This is a genomic window from Salarchaeum sp. III (assembly GCF_036418315.1).
Lineage (GTDB): Archaea > Halobacteriota > Halobacteria > Halobacteriales > Halobacteriaceae > Salarchaeum.
This window is the reverse complement of record NZ_JAZHPG010000026.1, coordinates 245671-259384: the sequence shown is the minus strand read 5'-3', so window position 1 is coordinate 259384 and position 13714 is coordinate 245671. Positions and strand designations below refer to the sequence as shown.

Annotated in this window: 14 protein-coding genes; 5 read left to right on the top strand and 9 right to left on the bottom strand. The window is 67.5% G+C overall.

What is annotated here, in order from left to right:
- Positions 1–23: 23 nt before the first annotated feature.
- From U3A55_RS10120 to rpl7ae, 6 genes are all read right to left on the bottom strand, one after another.
- The gene (locus tag U3A55_RS10120) at positions 24–347 is read right to left on the bottom strand and encodes a hypothetical protein (RefSeq protein ID WP_330991383.1); all 324 of its coding nucleotides are present in this window, start codon (positions 345–347) and stop codon (positions 24–26) included.
- Complete coding sequence (locus U3A55_RS10115; RefSeq protein ID WP_330991382.1) at positions 344–2704, bottom strand: penicillin acylase family protein; 2361 nt, start codon at positions 2702–2704, stop codon at positions 344–346. Before U3A55_RS10115 ends, U3A55_RS10120 begins: the two co-directional genes overlap by 4 nt.
- Positions 2705–2767: 63 nt before the next feature.
- A complete protein-coding gene (gene ndk, locus U3A55_RS10110; RefSeq protein ID WP_330991381.1) occupies positions 2768–3250 on the bottom strand; it encodes a nucleoside-diphosphate kinase in 483 nt (160 codons plus the stop codon).
- Entirely contained in the window at positions 3247–3441 is a 195-nt protein-coding gene (locus tag U3A55_RS10105; RefSeq protein WP_330991380.1) for a 50S ribosomal protein L24e, read from the bottom strand. The genes ndk and U3A55_RS10105 overlap by 4 nt, the downstream gene beginning before the upstream one ends.
- Complete coding sequence (locus tag U3A55_RS10100) at positions 3441–3665, bottom strand: 30S ribosomal protein S28e (RefSeq protein ID WP_330991379.1); 225 nt, start codon at positions 3663–3665, stop codon at positions 3441–3443. The genes U3A55_RS10105 and U3A55_RS10100 overlap by 1 nt, the downstream gene beginning before the upstream one ends.
- A gap of 6 nt (positions 3666–3671) precedes the next feature.
- A complete protein-coding gene (gene rpl7ae / locus U3A55_RS10095) occupies positions 3672–4034 on the bottom strand; it encodes a 50S ribosomal protein L7Ae (RefSeq protein WP_330991378.1) in 363 nt (120 codons plus the stop codon).
- Positions 4035–4260: 226 nt separating this feature from the next.
- Between rpl7ae and U3A55_RS10090 the strand changes: the two genes are divergently transcribed.
- The 4 genes from U3A55_RS10090 to U3A55_RS10075 are packed head-to-tail and all read left to right on the top strand — an operon-like array spanning position 4261 to position 8133.
- A complete protein-coding gene (locus U3A55_RS10090) occupies positions 4261–4995 on the top strand; it encodes a hypothetical protein (RefSeq protein ID WP_330991377.1) in 735 nt (244 codons plus the stop codon).
- 39 nt (positions 4996–5034) lie between these two features.
- Positions 5035–7209, top strand: coding sequence for a tRNA(Met) cytidine acetyltransferase TmcA (gene tmcA / locus U3A55_RS10085; protein WP_330991376.1), 2175 nt, complete (start codon positions 5035–5037; stop codon positions 7207–7209).
- Positions 7209–7682 carry a DUF456 family protein gene (locus U3A55_RS10080; RefSeq protein WP_330991375.1) on the top strand — a complete coding sequence of 158 codons (474 nt, stop codon included), beginning with the start codon at positions 7209–7211 and terminating at the stop codon, positions 7680–7682. The genes tmcA and U3A55_RS10080 overlap by 1 nt, the downstream gene beginning before the upstream one ends.
- Before the next feature lie 37 nt (positions 7683–7719).
- The gene (locus U3A55_RS10075) at positions 7720–8133 is read left to right on the top strand and encodes a VOC family protein (RefSeq protein ID WP_330991374.1); all 414 of its coding nucleotides are present in this window, start codon (positions 7720–7722) and stop codon (positions 8131–8133) included.
- Positions 8134–8136: 3 nt separating this feature from the next.
- Here the strand turns inward: U3A55_RS10075 and U3A55_RS10070 are convergent, their stop codons facing one another.
- Complete coding sequence (locus U3A55_RS10070; RefSeq protein WP_330991373.1) at positions 8137–9963, bottom strand: glutamate--tRNA ligase; 1827 nt, start codon at positions 9961–9963, stop codon at positions 8137–8139.
- Between the two features lie 194 nt (positions 9964–10157).
- On the opposite strand from U3A55_RS10070, the gene U3A55_RS10065 reads away from it, so the two are divergent.
- A complete protein-coding gene (locus tag U3A55_RS10065; RefSeq protein ID WP_330991372.1) occupies positions 10158–10982 on the top strand; it encodes an alpha/beta fold hydrolase in 825 nt (274 codons plus the stop codon).
- Between the two features lie 228 nt (positions 10983–11210).
- Here U3A55_RS10065 and idsA3 read toward each other — a convergent pair whose 3' ends face one another.
- Together idsA3 and U3A55_RS10055 are read right to left on the bottom strand one after the other, a co-directional pair.
- The gene (idsA3, locus tag U3A55_RS10060) at positions 11211–12257 is read right to left on the bottom strand and encodes a geranylfarnesyl diphosphate synthase (RefSeq protein ID WP_330991371.1); all 1047 of its coding nucleotides are present in this window, start codon (positions 12255–12257) and stop codon (positions 11211–11213) included.
- Complete coding sequence (locus U3A55_RS10055; protein ID WP_330991370.1) at positions 12254–13600, bottom strand: RNase J family beta-CASP ribonuclease; 1347 nt, start codon at positions 13598–13600, stop codon at positions 12254–12256. Before U3A55_RS10055 ends, idsA3 begins: the two co-directional genes overlap by 4 nt.
- Positions 13601–13714 lie beyond the last annotated feature (114 nt).

The window sequence follows — 13714 nt, the reverse complement described above, 5'->3', positions numbered from 1 at the left end:
CTCTCTTCGCGCTCGATAGCCGATTATCGGACGCCGCGAACGAGACCGCCGAGCGTCGCGTACACGAGCGGGACAGCGAGCGCGACGTACAGCACCTGGCCGGTGTCGAGCGCGACTCCGAGGCTGTTGTGGCCGGCGAGCAGGCCGACGAACACGCCGACCGAGAAGAGGCCGACGAGGAACCCGGCGAACACGCCGTACCGGAACGAGCGCTGGCCGAATCCCGCTATCGCGCCGCCCGCGAGGAACCCTATCCAGGAGAGGTGGCCGAGCAGCACCGCGACCGCGGCGCCGGCGGCGAACCAGACGAGGTTCGCGCGCGGGTTCGCGCGCCAGTCGAGGGTCATCGCTCTTCCTCCACGAACCGAATGCTCGTCTCCGCTGGCTCGACGGGGAACGGCTTGTACTCGGTGTCCGCCCACATGCGGAGTTGGTCGCTGTAGTTCGCGCTCCACACCTCGCCGTCGTTCCCGCCCGGAACGATGCAGACCGATCGGCCGCCGGGTTCGCACACCATCCGCCAACTGCTCCCGGTCGGGCGTTCCACGGCGTAGTTGTTCACGGTCGCCCGCGAGCCGTCCGTCGGATACTCGGGATAGTTGAGGAACGACTGGCCGAACGGGTGCGTGATGGCTCCAGTCGTATTGTAGTCGCCGTACGTCTCGTAGCCCTCCGCGCCGATGGTTTCGACGGCCGCGTCGAACGCCGCGCGCATCACGTCCGCGCGCGAGCGGTCCGCGAACCACTCGCCCTCCGGGTCGAGGTGTTGGACGACCCAGTCGCGGGGGTAGTAGTCCGCGTCCAGTCCCACCGCGTCGAAGCGCGACTCGAACAGTTCGTGTTTGTACTCGTCGAACCAGAGCGCGAACGCGAGCGCGGCCGTCGAATCTCGCTCCATGTGGCCGTTCCAGTCGCGGAGCGCGCTCGCGTGTTCCGGGTGGTCGTCCGAGATGGCGTCCGCGAGCGGGCCGACGAGTCCCTCGGTGCGCCCGTCGTAGGCGTCGTCGTGGAGGTCCTGCACGAACTCGAACGTCACCGACTCCGCCGACTGCACGCGTTCGTCGAGGCGGTCGTAGATGCGGATACCGCGATACGGGTCGGAGTAGGACTCCGCGAGGTAGTGCTTCGACGCGTCGGTGACGCGCTGGTTCGCCGTCGCAACGTACGAGGGGTTCACGACGCCGGGCTTCTCGTCGAACGGCACGAACCCCTCGCTCCAGTCCGTCGCGCCGTACGGCGTGAAGCCGTCCCACTCGCCCTCACCCGCCGAGCCGTCGAAGATGCGCGTCCCCCGGACTTCCTCGCCGTCTATCGTGCGAATCGGAATCTGGCCGGTCGCGTAATAGAGCGTGTTCCCCTCGGTGTCGGCGTACACGAGGTTCTGCGTCGGCTCGTCGAACAGTTCGGTCGCCGCGAGCACATCCGAGAGGCCGGTGCTGCGGTTGAAGTCGTAGATGGCGTCCGTCGTGCGGGTGGCGGTGAGGCCGGTCCACGCGACGGCGACGCTGTACCCCTCGCGTTCGAGGTAGGGGCCGTGACGGGTCGTCCGCCGCGTGATGGTCTCGTCGGGCGCGTTCGCGACGGGAATCGTCACCTCCTCCGTCTCGAACGCCTCCCAGCCGTCCCCGTACCGGTACTCGCCGTCCCGGGTCTCGTACTCGTAGACGTCGAGCACGTCCGCGCCGACGTTCGTGAACCCCCACGCGCCGTGGTCGTTCTCGCCGATGACGACGAACGGCACGCCCGGGAACGTCACGCCCCGCACAGTGTAGTCGGGCGCGTCCAGCGCTTGCTCGAACCACACCGGGGGCGCCATCAGGGAGAGGTGGGGGTCGTTCGCGACGAGCGGCCGTCCCGACTCGGTGAGGTCGCCCGAGACGACCCACGAGTTCGACCCGATACCGGGCGGACTCTCGAACCCGGACAGCCACCCGACGAGCCCGCGCGCGTCACCGCTCGGCGTCCGCACGGGCGGCTCCCGACTTGCCTCGGGTCGTCCGCCGTCACCGTCGCGGAGGATCGGCGAATCGTGGTCCAGCCGGTACGGGTAGAGCGTGCTCGCCGTCTCCTCGCCGAGCGCGTCCGCGGCCGCCGCGTTCCGCAGCGTCTCGAAACTACCCGTGAGCTGCCACGCGATCTGCTTCTCCATCAGCACCGTGTCCGCGGGCGTCCACGGCGCCGGCTCGTACTCCAATAGCCCGAACTCCACCGGAAGGGGTTCGCGCTCGATACAGGCGTTCACACCGTCCGCGTACGCTTCCACGAGGTCGCCGGTCTCGGAGCCCGCGAGTTCGTCCCAGGTCGCGTCGGCGGCGCGCGCGAAATCCATCCGCCGGTGGAACTCGTCGGAATCGAGCGTCGCCTCCCCGACGACTTCGCTCAGCTGTCCGCGCATCTGGCGGCGCTGCAAATCCAGCTGGAACAGGCGGTTCGCGCCGTGCACGTACCCGGTCGCGAAGTAGAGCGCGCGCTCGTCGTCCGCCGCGATGGTCGGGACGCCGTACTCGTCGTCGTACGCGACGGTAGCGGGGCCGTACGGACTCGTCACAGTACCGTTCGTCCGGTCGGTCGCGTCCGCCCACGCCCCGCCCGAGAACGGCGCGAACCGCCGGAGGTAGCTCGACACGGGCGACATCGCGCCCGCCGCCGCCCCGCCGCCGACGATGGCGGCGATGAGACCGCGACGCGTCAACTCGGTATCCATAGCCCCAGCTAGGCTACCTAATACGATAAAAGGATAGAGAACTCGAGAGGGGTTTGCGAGCGTTTAGTGGTCGTCCGCGTCCTCGTACACCCACTGCGTGGTGGCGAGGTCCCAGTCAACCAGCTCGTCCTCGTCGAAGAACAGGCTGATTTCGCGCTCGTTCGCGCCCTCGTCCTCGTGGTCGCTCCCGTGGATGAGGTTGTGGCCGAGGTCGTTCCCGTAGTCACCGCGGATGGTGCCGGGAGCGGCCTCCTGCGCGTCCGTCGCGCCCATCATCTGGCGGACCTGACGGGTCGCGTCAGCGCCCTCCCAGACCATCGCGAAGACGGGGCCGGACGTGATGAACTCGACGAGCCCCTCGAAGAAGGGCTTGTCCTCGTGCTCGGCGTAGTGCTCGTGCGCGAGGTCCTCGTCGATCTGCATGAACTTCCCGCCGACCATCTTCAAGCCCTTCTCCTCCAGGCGGCCGACGATGTCGCCGATGAGGCCGCGCTGAACGCCGTCGGGCTTCACCATCACGAACGTCCGCTCGTCGTGGTGGCTCATTCGTTCTCCCCGCCCTGCGCCTGACCTTCCTCAGTCCACTCCAGGTCGCGCGGCTCGCGACCGAGGTCCGCGTTCTTCTCGCACTTCGACGAGCAGAAGTGGACGGCGGTGCCGTCGTTGTAGACGAACATCGTCCCCGTGCCGGGTTCGATGTCGCTACCGCAATAGTCGCATTCTCGTGTCTGGGGCATTATTGACCTCCGATGGGGTCAGCCTCGCGAGCCGTCTCGCGAAGCTGAATAACGTCGCCGACCCGGACGGGACCGAGGCAGTTCCGCGTGATGATGCGGCCCTGATTCGACCCCTCCTGGATTCGGCACTTCACTTGCATCGCCTCGCCGTGCATCCCGGTCTTTCCGACGACCTCGATGACCTCGGCGGACGTGGAGTCGCTTGCTGGTTCTTCCGCGCTCATGAGTTATTACTTGAGTTCCTCGACTTTCGCCGAGATGTCCTCGACATCTTCCTCGGCGTCGCCGGCGTCCACGACGGCCGCGGCGGCGGAGCCGACTTCGAGACCGGCGGCGTTCCCGAGTTCGTCCTGCGTGTCGACGAACACGTACGGGATTCCCTTCTCGTCTGCGAGTTCGGGGATGTGGAGGACGATCTCCTCGGGGGAGACGTCTTCCGCGACGAACACGAGGTCTGCGTTCCCGCGCTCGATGGACTTCGTGGTCTCGTTCGTACCTTTCTTCACGCTCCCGGTGTCGCGAGCCACTTCGAGGGCTTCGAGGGCTCGTTCCTGGAGGTCCGCTGGGACGTCGTAGTTAACGTACACTGGCATAGTTGTGTTCACCTAGTTGCCGTGGCGGGCTTGCGCTCCCCTGCCGGGTCAATCCCTAACGGCTAGGAGCATCATCGACCCCCACTGGCTGTACTACTACCGTGGGGTTCCTATGCTTAAAAGCGCTTTCAAACCCTCGCGGGAACGGCTTTCTCGCTCCTCGTCCGTGCGACGTGGACCCACGCCACCCGACACTTTTACGCCGTTTCGAAGCACAATTTAGAATGTGAAATTATCCGTCGAAGACGCACTCGCGACTGGATTCGAGAGCGTCCGCCAGCGCAACGGGCTGCTCCTCTTCGGTATCGTGTACGCCCTGACGGTCGTCGAGTCCGTCTTCGGGACGGCCTCGTCGTTCACGTTCACCCTCCCGGGCGGCGAGGAACTCACGGTGGACTCGACCGCTATCGTCGAGGTGTCGCCGCTCGCCGACAGTCTCATCGCGCTTCTCGTCGGCGTCGCCGGACTCCTCACGACCATCGCCGCGCTCCGCGTGTTCGCGAGTGACGAGACGGAACCCCTCCCGCTCGCGGCGTTCACGCGCCGCGGCGTCCGGACGTTCGCGAACGCGTTCGTCGGCGCCATCGTCTTCGCCGTCGTCGTCGCGCTCGGATTCGCCGCGCTCGTGCTCCCCGGTCTCTACCTCCTCTCGGCGCTCTTCCTCTGGGCCGTCTTCGTCGCCGTCGAGGACGAGAACTTCCTCGACGCACTGCGCTCCTCGTGGCGTCTCACGTCCGGCCACCGCCTCCAAACGTTCCTCCTCGGCGTCGCATTCCTCCTCGTCGCGTTCCTCGTCAACATCGCCACCGCGATTCCGATTACTGTCTTCGGGGCGTTCGAACTCGACTTCCTCATCACCAACCTCGGGTCCGCGTTCGTCACCGTGTTCGGGAACGGCGTGCTCGTCGCCGCCTACCAGCAGCTCTCCACCGACGAGGCGAAGCCCACTCCCGACGTGTAGGGCGAAACTGCCTTGCCCGCCTCGGCCGAACGTCCGGTAATGGTTCGCGAGGTCGCCGCCGCGCTCCGCGAGGAGGCGGAGTCCGTGAACGAACGCCGCATGCTCGTGCTCACCGGGTCCCGCGAGACGTGTCTGGACGCCGCGGACGCCGCGCTCTCCGCCGCGGACGTGCCGCGCGACGACGCCACCCACCTCGGGACGGTCGGGCGCCTCGACTGCGAGCGCCTTCGACCGCGCGACTCCGGCGACCTTCTCGGAACGACGCGGACGGCCGTCGTGTACGACGCGCACGACGAGTGTCGGCCGAACGCGCTCGGCCGCATCGCGGGCGCGGTGGACGGCGGCGGTCTCCTCCTCCTGCTCGCGCCCCACCTCGACGACTGGCCGCGCGTCCGCGAGGACTTCGACGAGAGCCTGGCGGTGCCGCCGTTCTCGCTCGCGGACGTGACCGGGCACTTCCGCCGCCGGCTCGTCGACACGCTCCGCGCGCATCCCGGAATCAGCATCTACGACGCGGACGCCCAGTCGCTCGAACGGGACGGCCGCACGCGTCCCGCGCCCCGGATTCGCCCGCCGCCACCCGAACCGCCCGCCGACCACGACTTCCCCGAGCGCGCGTACAACGCCTGCCGAACGCAGGACCAGGCCGACGCGGTGCGCGCGCTCGAAGCGCTCCGCGAGCCGGACGCGGCGGTCGTCGTGGAGGCCGACCGCGGCCGCGGGAAGTCGAGCGCCGCCGGCATCGCCGCCGCCTGTCTCGCCGACGAGGGTCTGGACGTGCTCGTCACCGCACCCCGGAAGCGGAGCGCGGACGAACTGTTCGAGCGCGCGGACGAACTCGGCTGCGACAGTCTCCGATTCGAGAAACCGCCGGTAGCCGCCGACCTCCCGGACGACCCCGACGTGGTGTTCGTGGACGAGGCCGCGGCGCTCCCCGTCCGCCTGCTCGAATCCTTCCTCGACGCAGACCACGTCGCGTTCACCACCACCGTCCACGGCTACGAGGGCGCGGGCCGCGGGTTCGACGTGCGCTTTCGCGACCGCCTCGCCGACAGCGACCTCGACGTGGCTGAAGCCCGCCTGAGCGACCCCATCCGGTACGCCGCGGGCGACCCAGTCGAGGTGTGGGCGTTCCGCGCGCTCCTCCTCGACGCCCGGCCGCCGGTCGACCCGCTCGTCGCCGACGCCACCCCCGAAGACGCGACCTACGACGCGCTCACGAGCGAGGACTTGCTCGCGGACGAAACCCTGCTCCGGGAGGCGTTCGGCCTGCTCGTCTACGCGCACTACCGCACCGAACCGAACGACCTCGCGCGCCTCCTCGACGCGCCGAACCTCCGCCTGCGCGCGCTCCGCCACGACGGTCACGTCGTCTCCGTCGCCCTCCTCGCCCGCGAGGGCGGCCTCGATTCCGAGACGCGCGAGGAGATGTACGCGGGCGGCCGCATCCTCGGGAACATGATTCCGGACGTGCTGACCAGCCAGCTTCGGGACGCGGACGCCGCCGTCCCCGTCGGCTGGCGCGTGATGCGCATCGCCACCCACCACGCCGCCCGCTCCCGCGGGTTCGGCAGCCACCTCCTCGGCGAAATCCGGCGCGAAATCGCGGGCGACCTGGACTGGTTCGGCGTCGGGTACGGCGCGACCCCCGAACTCGTCTCGTTCTGGGACGAGAACGGCTTCGACACCGTCCACGTCTCCACGACCCGGAACGACATGAGCGGCGAGTACTCCGCAATAATGCTCGACCCGCTCAGCGAGGCCGGCGAGGCGGTGCACGACCATCACGCCGAGTGGTTCGCGGACCGAATCCCGGACGTGCTCGGGGACGCACTCGACGACCTCGACGCGGACGTGGCGCGCGCCTGCCTCGCCGCCGCCGACGCGCCGCCCGCGCTCTCGCTCACCGACCACCGGTGGCGGGTCGTGGTCGGCGCCTCCTACGGGCCCGGTCTCTACGCCGCCGACCCCGCGCCCTTCCGCGCGCTCGCCGCCCACCACCTCACCGGCCCCCACCCCGACCTCCTCACCGACCGAGAGGAACGCCTTCTCGTCCGGAAACTCCTCCAGACCGAGGACTGGGACGCGGTCGCCGACGCCCTCGACTACCACTCCACGGGCCAGTGCATGCGCGCGCTCGGGAGCGCGCTCGAACCGCTCGTCGACGAGTACGGCACACCGGCCGCCCACGAGGAAGCCCGGAGGTACGACTGATGGACACGCTCGTCCTCCTCGCGTTCGGCCTGCTCGCGCTCGGCATGGTCGGCAGCATCGTTCCGCTCCTCCCGAGCGGCCTCACGGGTCTCGCCGGCGTCGCCGTCTACTGGTGGCAGACCGGCCAGCCAGGCCCGCTCGCCCTCGCCGTCCTCGTCGTGCTCGGCGTCACCGCGACCCTCGTGGACTGGTTCGGCGGCGCGCTCGCCGCAAACGCCGGCGGCGCGTCCACACGAACCACCCTGATAGCCGCGGTCGTCGGCCTGCTCCTCCTCCCCCTCGGCGGCCCCATCGGCATCATCATCGGCATCGCCGGCACCGTCTTCGTCCTCGAATACTACCGACACGGCGACCGCGATGTCAGCCTGAAAACAGCCGCGTACGCCACCGCCGGCGTCCTCGCGTCCGCGCTCGCCCAACTCCTCCTCACCGGCGCGATGTTCGCGATACTCCTCGCCGTCCACTACCTCTGAACCCGGTGTTTATTTCGAGTGCCCGCGACGCCACGATATGGGCGAGAGCCGTAGCGATTCGGACGTAACCGGCCAACTTCACCACGTCGAACTCTACACGGACGCCTTCGACCGGTCCGTCGCGTTCTGGGACTGGCTCCTCGACGAACTGGGATACGAGCCGAAGAACGACTGGGATGCCGGCCGCTCCTGGAGCAACGACCCGACGTACGTCGTGCTCGTCCGCGTCGACGACGCGGAACGGGCGTTCGACCGGAACGCGCCGGGACTCAACCACCTCGCGTTCCACGCGGCGTCCCGAAAACAGGTAGACGACTTGACGGCGGCCGTTCGGAACCGCGACCATTCGACCGTGCTGTACGAGGACCAACACCCGTTCGCCGGCGGGTATTACGCGCTCTACTGCGAAAACCCGGACGGACTCAAAGTCGAGGTCGTCGCGCCCGACTGACCGTCAGGGGTGCGCGTAGTAGACGACGCACTCCTCGTCCGCGTGGCGGTCTCGCGGCTCGCCACCGTCATCAGAAGCGCTTTGCGCTTCTGATTGGCTGCGAGAATCGCGTTGCGATTCTCGAACGCTCGACCGTTCCGTGGCGCGTTGCGCCACCTCGTCCACGCGCACGAAGCCGACGCGAACAAACTGGAGCGTCTGGTCGGACTCGTACTCGACGAGTCCGGGTTCTGCACGGCCCGACACGTCCCCATCGGGCGTCCGCATCCGCACGGGAACGCTTTCGCTGGCGGGCACCCACTGCACCACGTCCACATCGTGTTCGCGGACGAGGTCGATGTCGTCGTCCGTCACCGTCAGCGAGTCGCCGTCGTACTCGACGGGCCCGTAGCCCTTCAGCCAGAGTTTCTCGCCCTTCGCGGGAAGGTCGTCCTCCTCGACGAGGACTGCGTCGCCGACGGGGATGTCGCGCTCGCCGCAGTCCTCGTGCTCGGGGTGGACGGGCGGGTGCGCGCTGTCCGGACCGCCCGAAATCGGGAGTTCGACGCCGTCGGAGACGAAGAAACACCGCGGGCTCTCGTCGTCGATGCGGTCGCGGTTGTTCGCGTACACCGAACTCATCGCCAGGTCGACGTCCGAGGTCGAGGTTCCCAGTTCCACCATCGCGTCCACGATGGCCTCGCCGCGGATGCCGCGGCGGCGCGTCGAGAGCAGGGTGGGGACGCGGGGGTCGTCCCAGCCGTCGAACTCGCCGGCCGTTATCTTCTCCCGAATCGTGGAGGTGCTCATCTTCACGTCGTACTCGTCCACCTGCACGTGCCCCCAGTGGACGACCTCGGGGTACTCCCAGCCGAAGTAGTCGTAGACGAACCCCTGGCGCTTCGCGGAGTCCTGGAGGTCGATACCGCGAATGATGTGGGTGACGCCGGTGAGGTGGTCGTCGATGCCGGACTGGAAGTCGAGCATCGGCCAGCACCGGTACTCGCTCGCCGCCTCACGAGGATGCGGTGTGTCGATGATGCGGAATGCGACGAAGTCCCGGAGTGCGGGGTTCTTGTGCGTGATGTCGGTTTTCACGCGAAGTACCATCTCGCCCGAGTCGTACTCACCGTCGACCATCGACTCGAACTCCGAGAGGACGGTCTCCGCGTCCTTCTCGCGGTGCGGACACGCCTCACCAGCGTTCTTCAGGTCGGAGAACTCCTCGGCGGGACACGAGCACGTGTACGCGCCGTCCATCTCGATGAGGTCGCGGGCGTACTCGTAGTAGGTTTCGAGGCGGTCCGAGGCCGTGATGACCTCGTCCGGCTCGAACCCGAGGTACTCCACGTCGTCGATGACCTGGTCGTACACCCAGTCGAGCGGGCGTTTCGTCTCGGGGTCCGTGTCGTCGAACCGGACGAGCATCCAGCCGTCGTAGCGCTCCTTGTAGGAGCCGATGACGGCGGGCATCCGCGCGTGCCCGATGTGCCAGGGGCCGTTCGGGTTCGGCGCACACCGCATCCGCACCTCGTCGTACTCCTCGACGTTCGGGAGGTCGGGGAGCGGGTGCTCCTCGCCCTCGTCCTCCGCCTCGAGTTCCGCGAGCCGTTCGGGTGCGAGGTCCTCCAGTCGCTCGCGTTGCTCCTCGGTCGAGAGAGCGTTCACGTCCTCGACGACCGGCGCGATAACTCCGGGAATCTCGTCGCCGTACTCCCGGAACTCGGGGTTCTCTCCCATCATCGGCCCCATCAGGGCGCCGACCTGGGCGTCGCTCCCGTGCTTGAGCGCGTTGTAGAGCGCGTACACTTCCGCCTCCCGGCGGACGCGCTCGCGGAGGTCTTCGTCCATTACTCGCGAGTAGCCGGGACGCGGGGAAATTCGTTTGGATTCTGCGGACAGACGACCCTTCCCTCGTGCGTCGGTCGGTCGCCGTTTCCGCGGGCCCGACGCACGCCACTCGCTACATACCACCCGCTGGTCCCGTCTTCGTATTTGAACGCTCGCACCGACAGCGGGAAACCGTTCGCCTCGTAGGAACACGTATGCCCACGGTCCGGACGAACGGCGTCGAGACCTACTACGAGTCCCGCGGCGAGGGACCGCCGGTGGTGGTCCTGCACGGCGCGTTCAGCGACCACCGCGTCTGGGCCGAGCGTACCCGCCCCCTCACGGACGAGTATCGGGTCGTCGTGTACGACCTTCGCGGTCACGGTCGAACCGGAGGTTCCGACCGCGGCGCGTACAGTATCGACACATATGCCGACGACCTCCGTGAGCTCGTGGTCGCTCTCTCACTCGGCGCGCCGGTCGTCTGCGGGCTCTCGATGGGCGGCATGGTCGCGCAGCGCTACGCCGCTGAGGGCGGTTCGCTCTCCGGACTCGTCACCGTCGCGGCGCTCTCCTCGCGCGCACTCTCACCCGGGGAGTGGGTGGAGCGCCAGGTCGCCCTCCCGGGCGCGCTCGCGCTCGCTCGCTTCGTCGGGTTCGACGCCGTCCAGCCGTTCGTCTCCTGGATTACGAGTCGCGGCGACGACTTCGACCCGGGCGACCTCGACGAGAAAACCCGCATCGAAGACGCTCACGCCAGCGACTATCCCGGCGTTTCTCCGGTGGAAGCCGCGAAAATCCGTCACGCGCTCCTCTCGTGGGGGACGCTCGACACTGACTACGCGAGCATCGACGTGCCCGCGCTCGCGATGTGCGGCGGAAACGAGACCGCGCGAATGACAGCCCACGCGCGCTTCCTCGCGAGCGAGATTCCGAACGCCGACTATCGAGAACTCCCGGACGCCGGGCACAACGCCCACGTGGACAACCCCGACTTCCTCCGGGATGCGCTTGAAGCCTTCCTCCAGGAGACGTCGTAGAACGAACCAACTCACCGGGTGCGGCTCCGTGCGGTTGCGGACGCGATACGGTCGCTGTGCGGTGTCGTTCCGACGCCCGACCGCGAGCGCCGTGGGCGCTCGCGGCCTTTTTATCGCCAGAACGCACGGCGTTCTGGCTGTATAGCGAGAAGCAACGCTTCTCGCGATTAGTGGAGGTTTTTACTCAAGCGGTCGCGCGAAGCGCGACCCGCCGAGTAAAAAAGTCCGTTAGTAGCCCCGTTCGATGAGGTAGTCGGCGAGGTCGTCGAGCGTGGCGTGGGCGTCGTTGTCGGGGAGGCCGCTGAGGTGGTCTTTGCCTTCCCGGACGAGGTCTTCAGCGAGTTCGCGGGCGAACTGGATGCTGCCGGCGTTCTGGAGGGTGTCGACGGCGTCGTCGATTTCGGCTTCGGTGACGTTCTTGGGGCGGTCGGCGTCGACGAGGGTGTCGATGTCGACGCCCTGTTCGCGGGCGTGGAGTGTTACGGCGGTGCGTTTGCCTTCGATGAGGTCGCTACCGCGCTGTTTTCCGAGTTCGTCGCTGGGGACGGTGAGGTCGAGAACGTCGTCCTGAATCTGGAACGCCTGGCCGATAGCGCGGCCGTACTCGTAGAGCGCGTCGACGGTGTCGTCGTCGGCGCCGAGGACGATGCCCGGCACCGATGCGGCGGCGGCGTAGAGGACGGCGGTCTTCAGTTCCACCATGTCGAGGTACTCCTCGATGGTGACGTTGTCGCGAGTTTCGAAGTCCACGTCGTACGCCTGGCCTTCACAGATGTGGGTGCACGTGCACGCGAGCATACGGAGGGCGTCGAGACCGCGCTCTGGCGGCGCTTCGGTGCGGAGCATTATCTCGAACGCCTTCGAGTAGAGCGTGTCGCCCGCGAGTATCGCGGTCTCCGTGTCGTACTCGCGGTGGACGGCGGGGACGCCCCGGCGGAGGTCGTCGTCGTCCATGATGTCGTCGTGGATGAGCGTGAACGACTGAATGACCTCGATGGAGACCGCGGCCGCCATCAGGTCCACTGTGCCGTCGTTGAGCGAGGGGAACGCCTGGTAGTCCTCGCTCAACGGCTCCACGTCGAGCAGCGCCTCCCCGACCAGCATCGAGACCGTCGGTCGGAGACGCTTCCCGCCGGCTTCGAGGAGGTAGCGCGAGGCCTCGTAGAGCCGTTCGGGTTCCGCCATCGGGAGTTCCTCGTCGATGGCGTCGTTCACTTGCTCCCGGCGGTCCTCGATGGCCGCGAGCACCGTTTCCTCTCGTGCTTCTTGCGTCATTCTACGAGCTGAATGATGTTGCCGTTGTCGCTCAGGTGGAGGTCGCGGCCGAGCTTGTACCCCTCGCCCTTCGCGAGCTTCGCGTACTTCCCGAAGTGTTCGAGGTTCTGGTGGGCGGGGATGACGTGCTGGGGCTGGAGAGCGTTCAGCATCTCGTAGTGGCCTTCCTCGCGGAGGTGGCCGGAGACGTGAATCTCGTCGTAGATGCGAGCGCCCTGCATCCGCAGAAGCTGTTCGGACTGGTAGCGCTGGCCCTCGTTCGTCGGCTCCGGAATCACGCTCGCCGAGAAGATGACCTTGTCCCCGTTCTCGATGTCGTACGGCGTCTCGCCGCGCCCCATCCGCGTGAGCATCGCTCGCGGTTCGCCCTGATGGCCGGTGACGATGGGGAGGAAGTTCTCCTTGCCCTCGTTCATGATGCGCTTGAACGCGCGGTCCACGCTCTTGCGGTGGCCGAACATCCCGAGGTTGTCCGGGAAGTTCACGCGCCCCATCCGCTCCGCGGTGCCCGAGTAGCGTTCCATCGACCGACCGAGAAGGATCGGTTCGCGACCGATCTCCTGTGCGAACTCGATGAGGCTCGACACGCGGGAGACGTGACTGGAGAACGTCGTGGCGATGATGCCGCCGTCGTAGTCCTCCATGCTGTGGATGGTGTCCTGGAGTTCGCGTTGCGCGACGGACTCGCTCGGCGTTCGACCCTTCCGACCGGCGTTCGTCGTGTCCTCGATGTACGCGAGCACACCCTCGCCCTCGCGGCCGATTTCGCGGAAGCGCTTCATGTCGATGGGGTCTTCGAGCACGGGGTCGTGGTCGAGGCGCTTGTCGAGCCCGTAGACAACCGCGCCCTCGGGCGTGTGGAGGACGGGGTTGATTGCGTCGATGATGGAGTGCGTGACGTGCACGAACTCCAGCTCGCAGCGCTCGCCGATGGGCATCGTCTCGCCGGCTTCCATCTCGACGAGGTCGTTCTCGACGCCGAACTTCTGCTCGCCCTCGATTTCGTCCCGCACGAGTTCGAGCGTGAACGGCGACGCGACGATGGGCGCGTTGTAGCGGTGTGCGAGCTTACTGATCGCACCGATGTGGTCGAGGTGGCCGTGCGTCGGTACGATGGCCTGCACGTCCCCTTCGAGTTCGCTCATGACGCGGTCGTCCGGAATCGCGCCCATGTCGATGAGGTCGAGGCTATGCATCTGTTCGGTCTCGACGTTATCGTGGATCAGGACCTGCGAGAGGTTGAGGCCCATGTCGAAGATAACGATGTCGTCACCTGCGCGGACGGCAGTCATCTGCCGGCCGACTTCTTCGTATCCGCCGATTGTTGCGATTTCGATTTCCATTGTTAATCACTGAGAGCCGGGTGGCTCTCTGAAACCCCCGCCGGAGTGGCGGCCGCGGGTCGCGGCGTCTTACAGCCGTCGTCCCGCCGCCGGTATCCGTCCGGCGGGACGCTT

Excerpts from the sequence above, each read along its gene's own strand:
- U3A55_RS10120 (WP_330991383.1), bottom strand. The coding sequence starts at position 347 with ATGACCCTCGACTGGCGCGCGAACCCGCGCGCGAACCTCGTCTGGTTC.
- U3A55_RS10115 (WP_330991382.1), bottom strand. The coding sequence starts at position 2,704 with ATGGATACCGAGTTGACGCGTCGCGGTCTCATCGCCGCCATCGTCGGC.
- ndk (WP_330991381.1), bottom strand. The coding sequence starts at position 3,250 with ATGAGCCACCACGACGAGCGGACGTTCGTGATGGTGAAGCCCGACGGC.
- U3A55_RS10105 (WP_330991380.1), bottom strand. The coding sequence starts at position 3,441 with ATGCCCCAGACACGAGAATGCGACTATTGCGGTAGCGACATCGAACCC.
- U3A55_RS10100 (WP_330991379.1), bottom strand. The coding sequence starts at position 3,665 with ATGAGCGCGGAAGAACCAGCAAGCGACTCCACGTCCGCCGAGGTCATC.
- rpl7ae (WP_330991378.1), bottom strand. The coding sequence starts at position 4,034 with ATGCCAGTGTACGTTAACTACGACGTCCCAGCGGACCTCCAGGAACGA.
- tmcA (WP_330991376.1), top strand. The coding sequence starts at position 5,035 with ATGGTTCGCGAGGTCGCCGCCGCGCTCCGCGAGGAGGCGGAGTCCGTG.
- U3A55_RS10080 (WP_330991375.1), top strand. The coding sequence starts at position 7,209 with ATGGACACGCTCGTCCTCCTCGCGTTCGGCCTGCTCGCGCTCGGCATG.
- U3A55_RS10075 (WP_330991374.1), top strand. The coding sequence starts at position 7,720 with ATGGGCGAGAGCCGTAGCGATTCGGACGTAACCGGCCAACTTCACCAC.
- U3A55_RS10070 (WP_330991373.1), bottom strand. The coding sequence starts at position 9,963 with ATGGACGAAGACCTCCGCGAGCGCGTCCGCCGGGAGGCGGAAGTGTAC.
- U3A55_RS10065 (WP_330991372.1), top strand. The coding sequence starts at position 10,158 with ATGCCCACGGTCCGGACGAACGGCGTCGAGACCTACTACGAGTCCCGC.
- idsA3 (WP_330991371.1), bottom strand. The coding sequence starts at position 12,257 with ATGACGCAAGAAGCACGAGAGGAAACGGTGCTCGCGGCCATCGAGGAC.
- U3A55_RS10055 (WP_330991370.1), bottom strand. The coding sequence starts at position 13,600 with ATGGAAATCGAAATCGCAACAATCGGCGGATACGAAGAAGTCGGCCGG.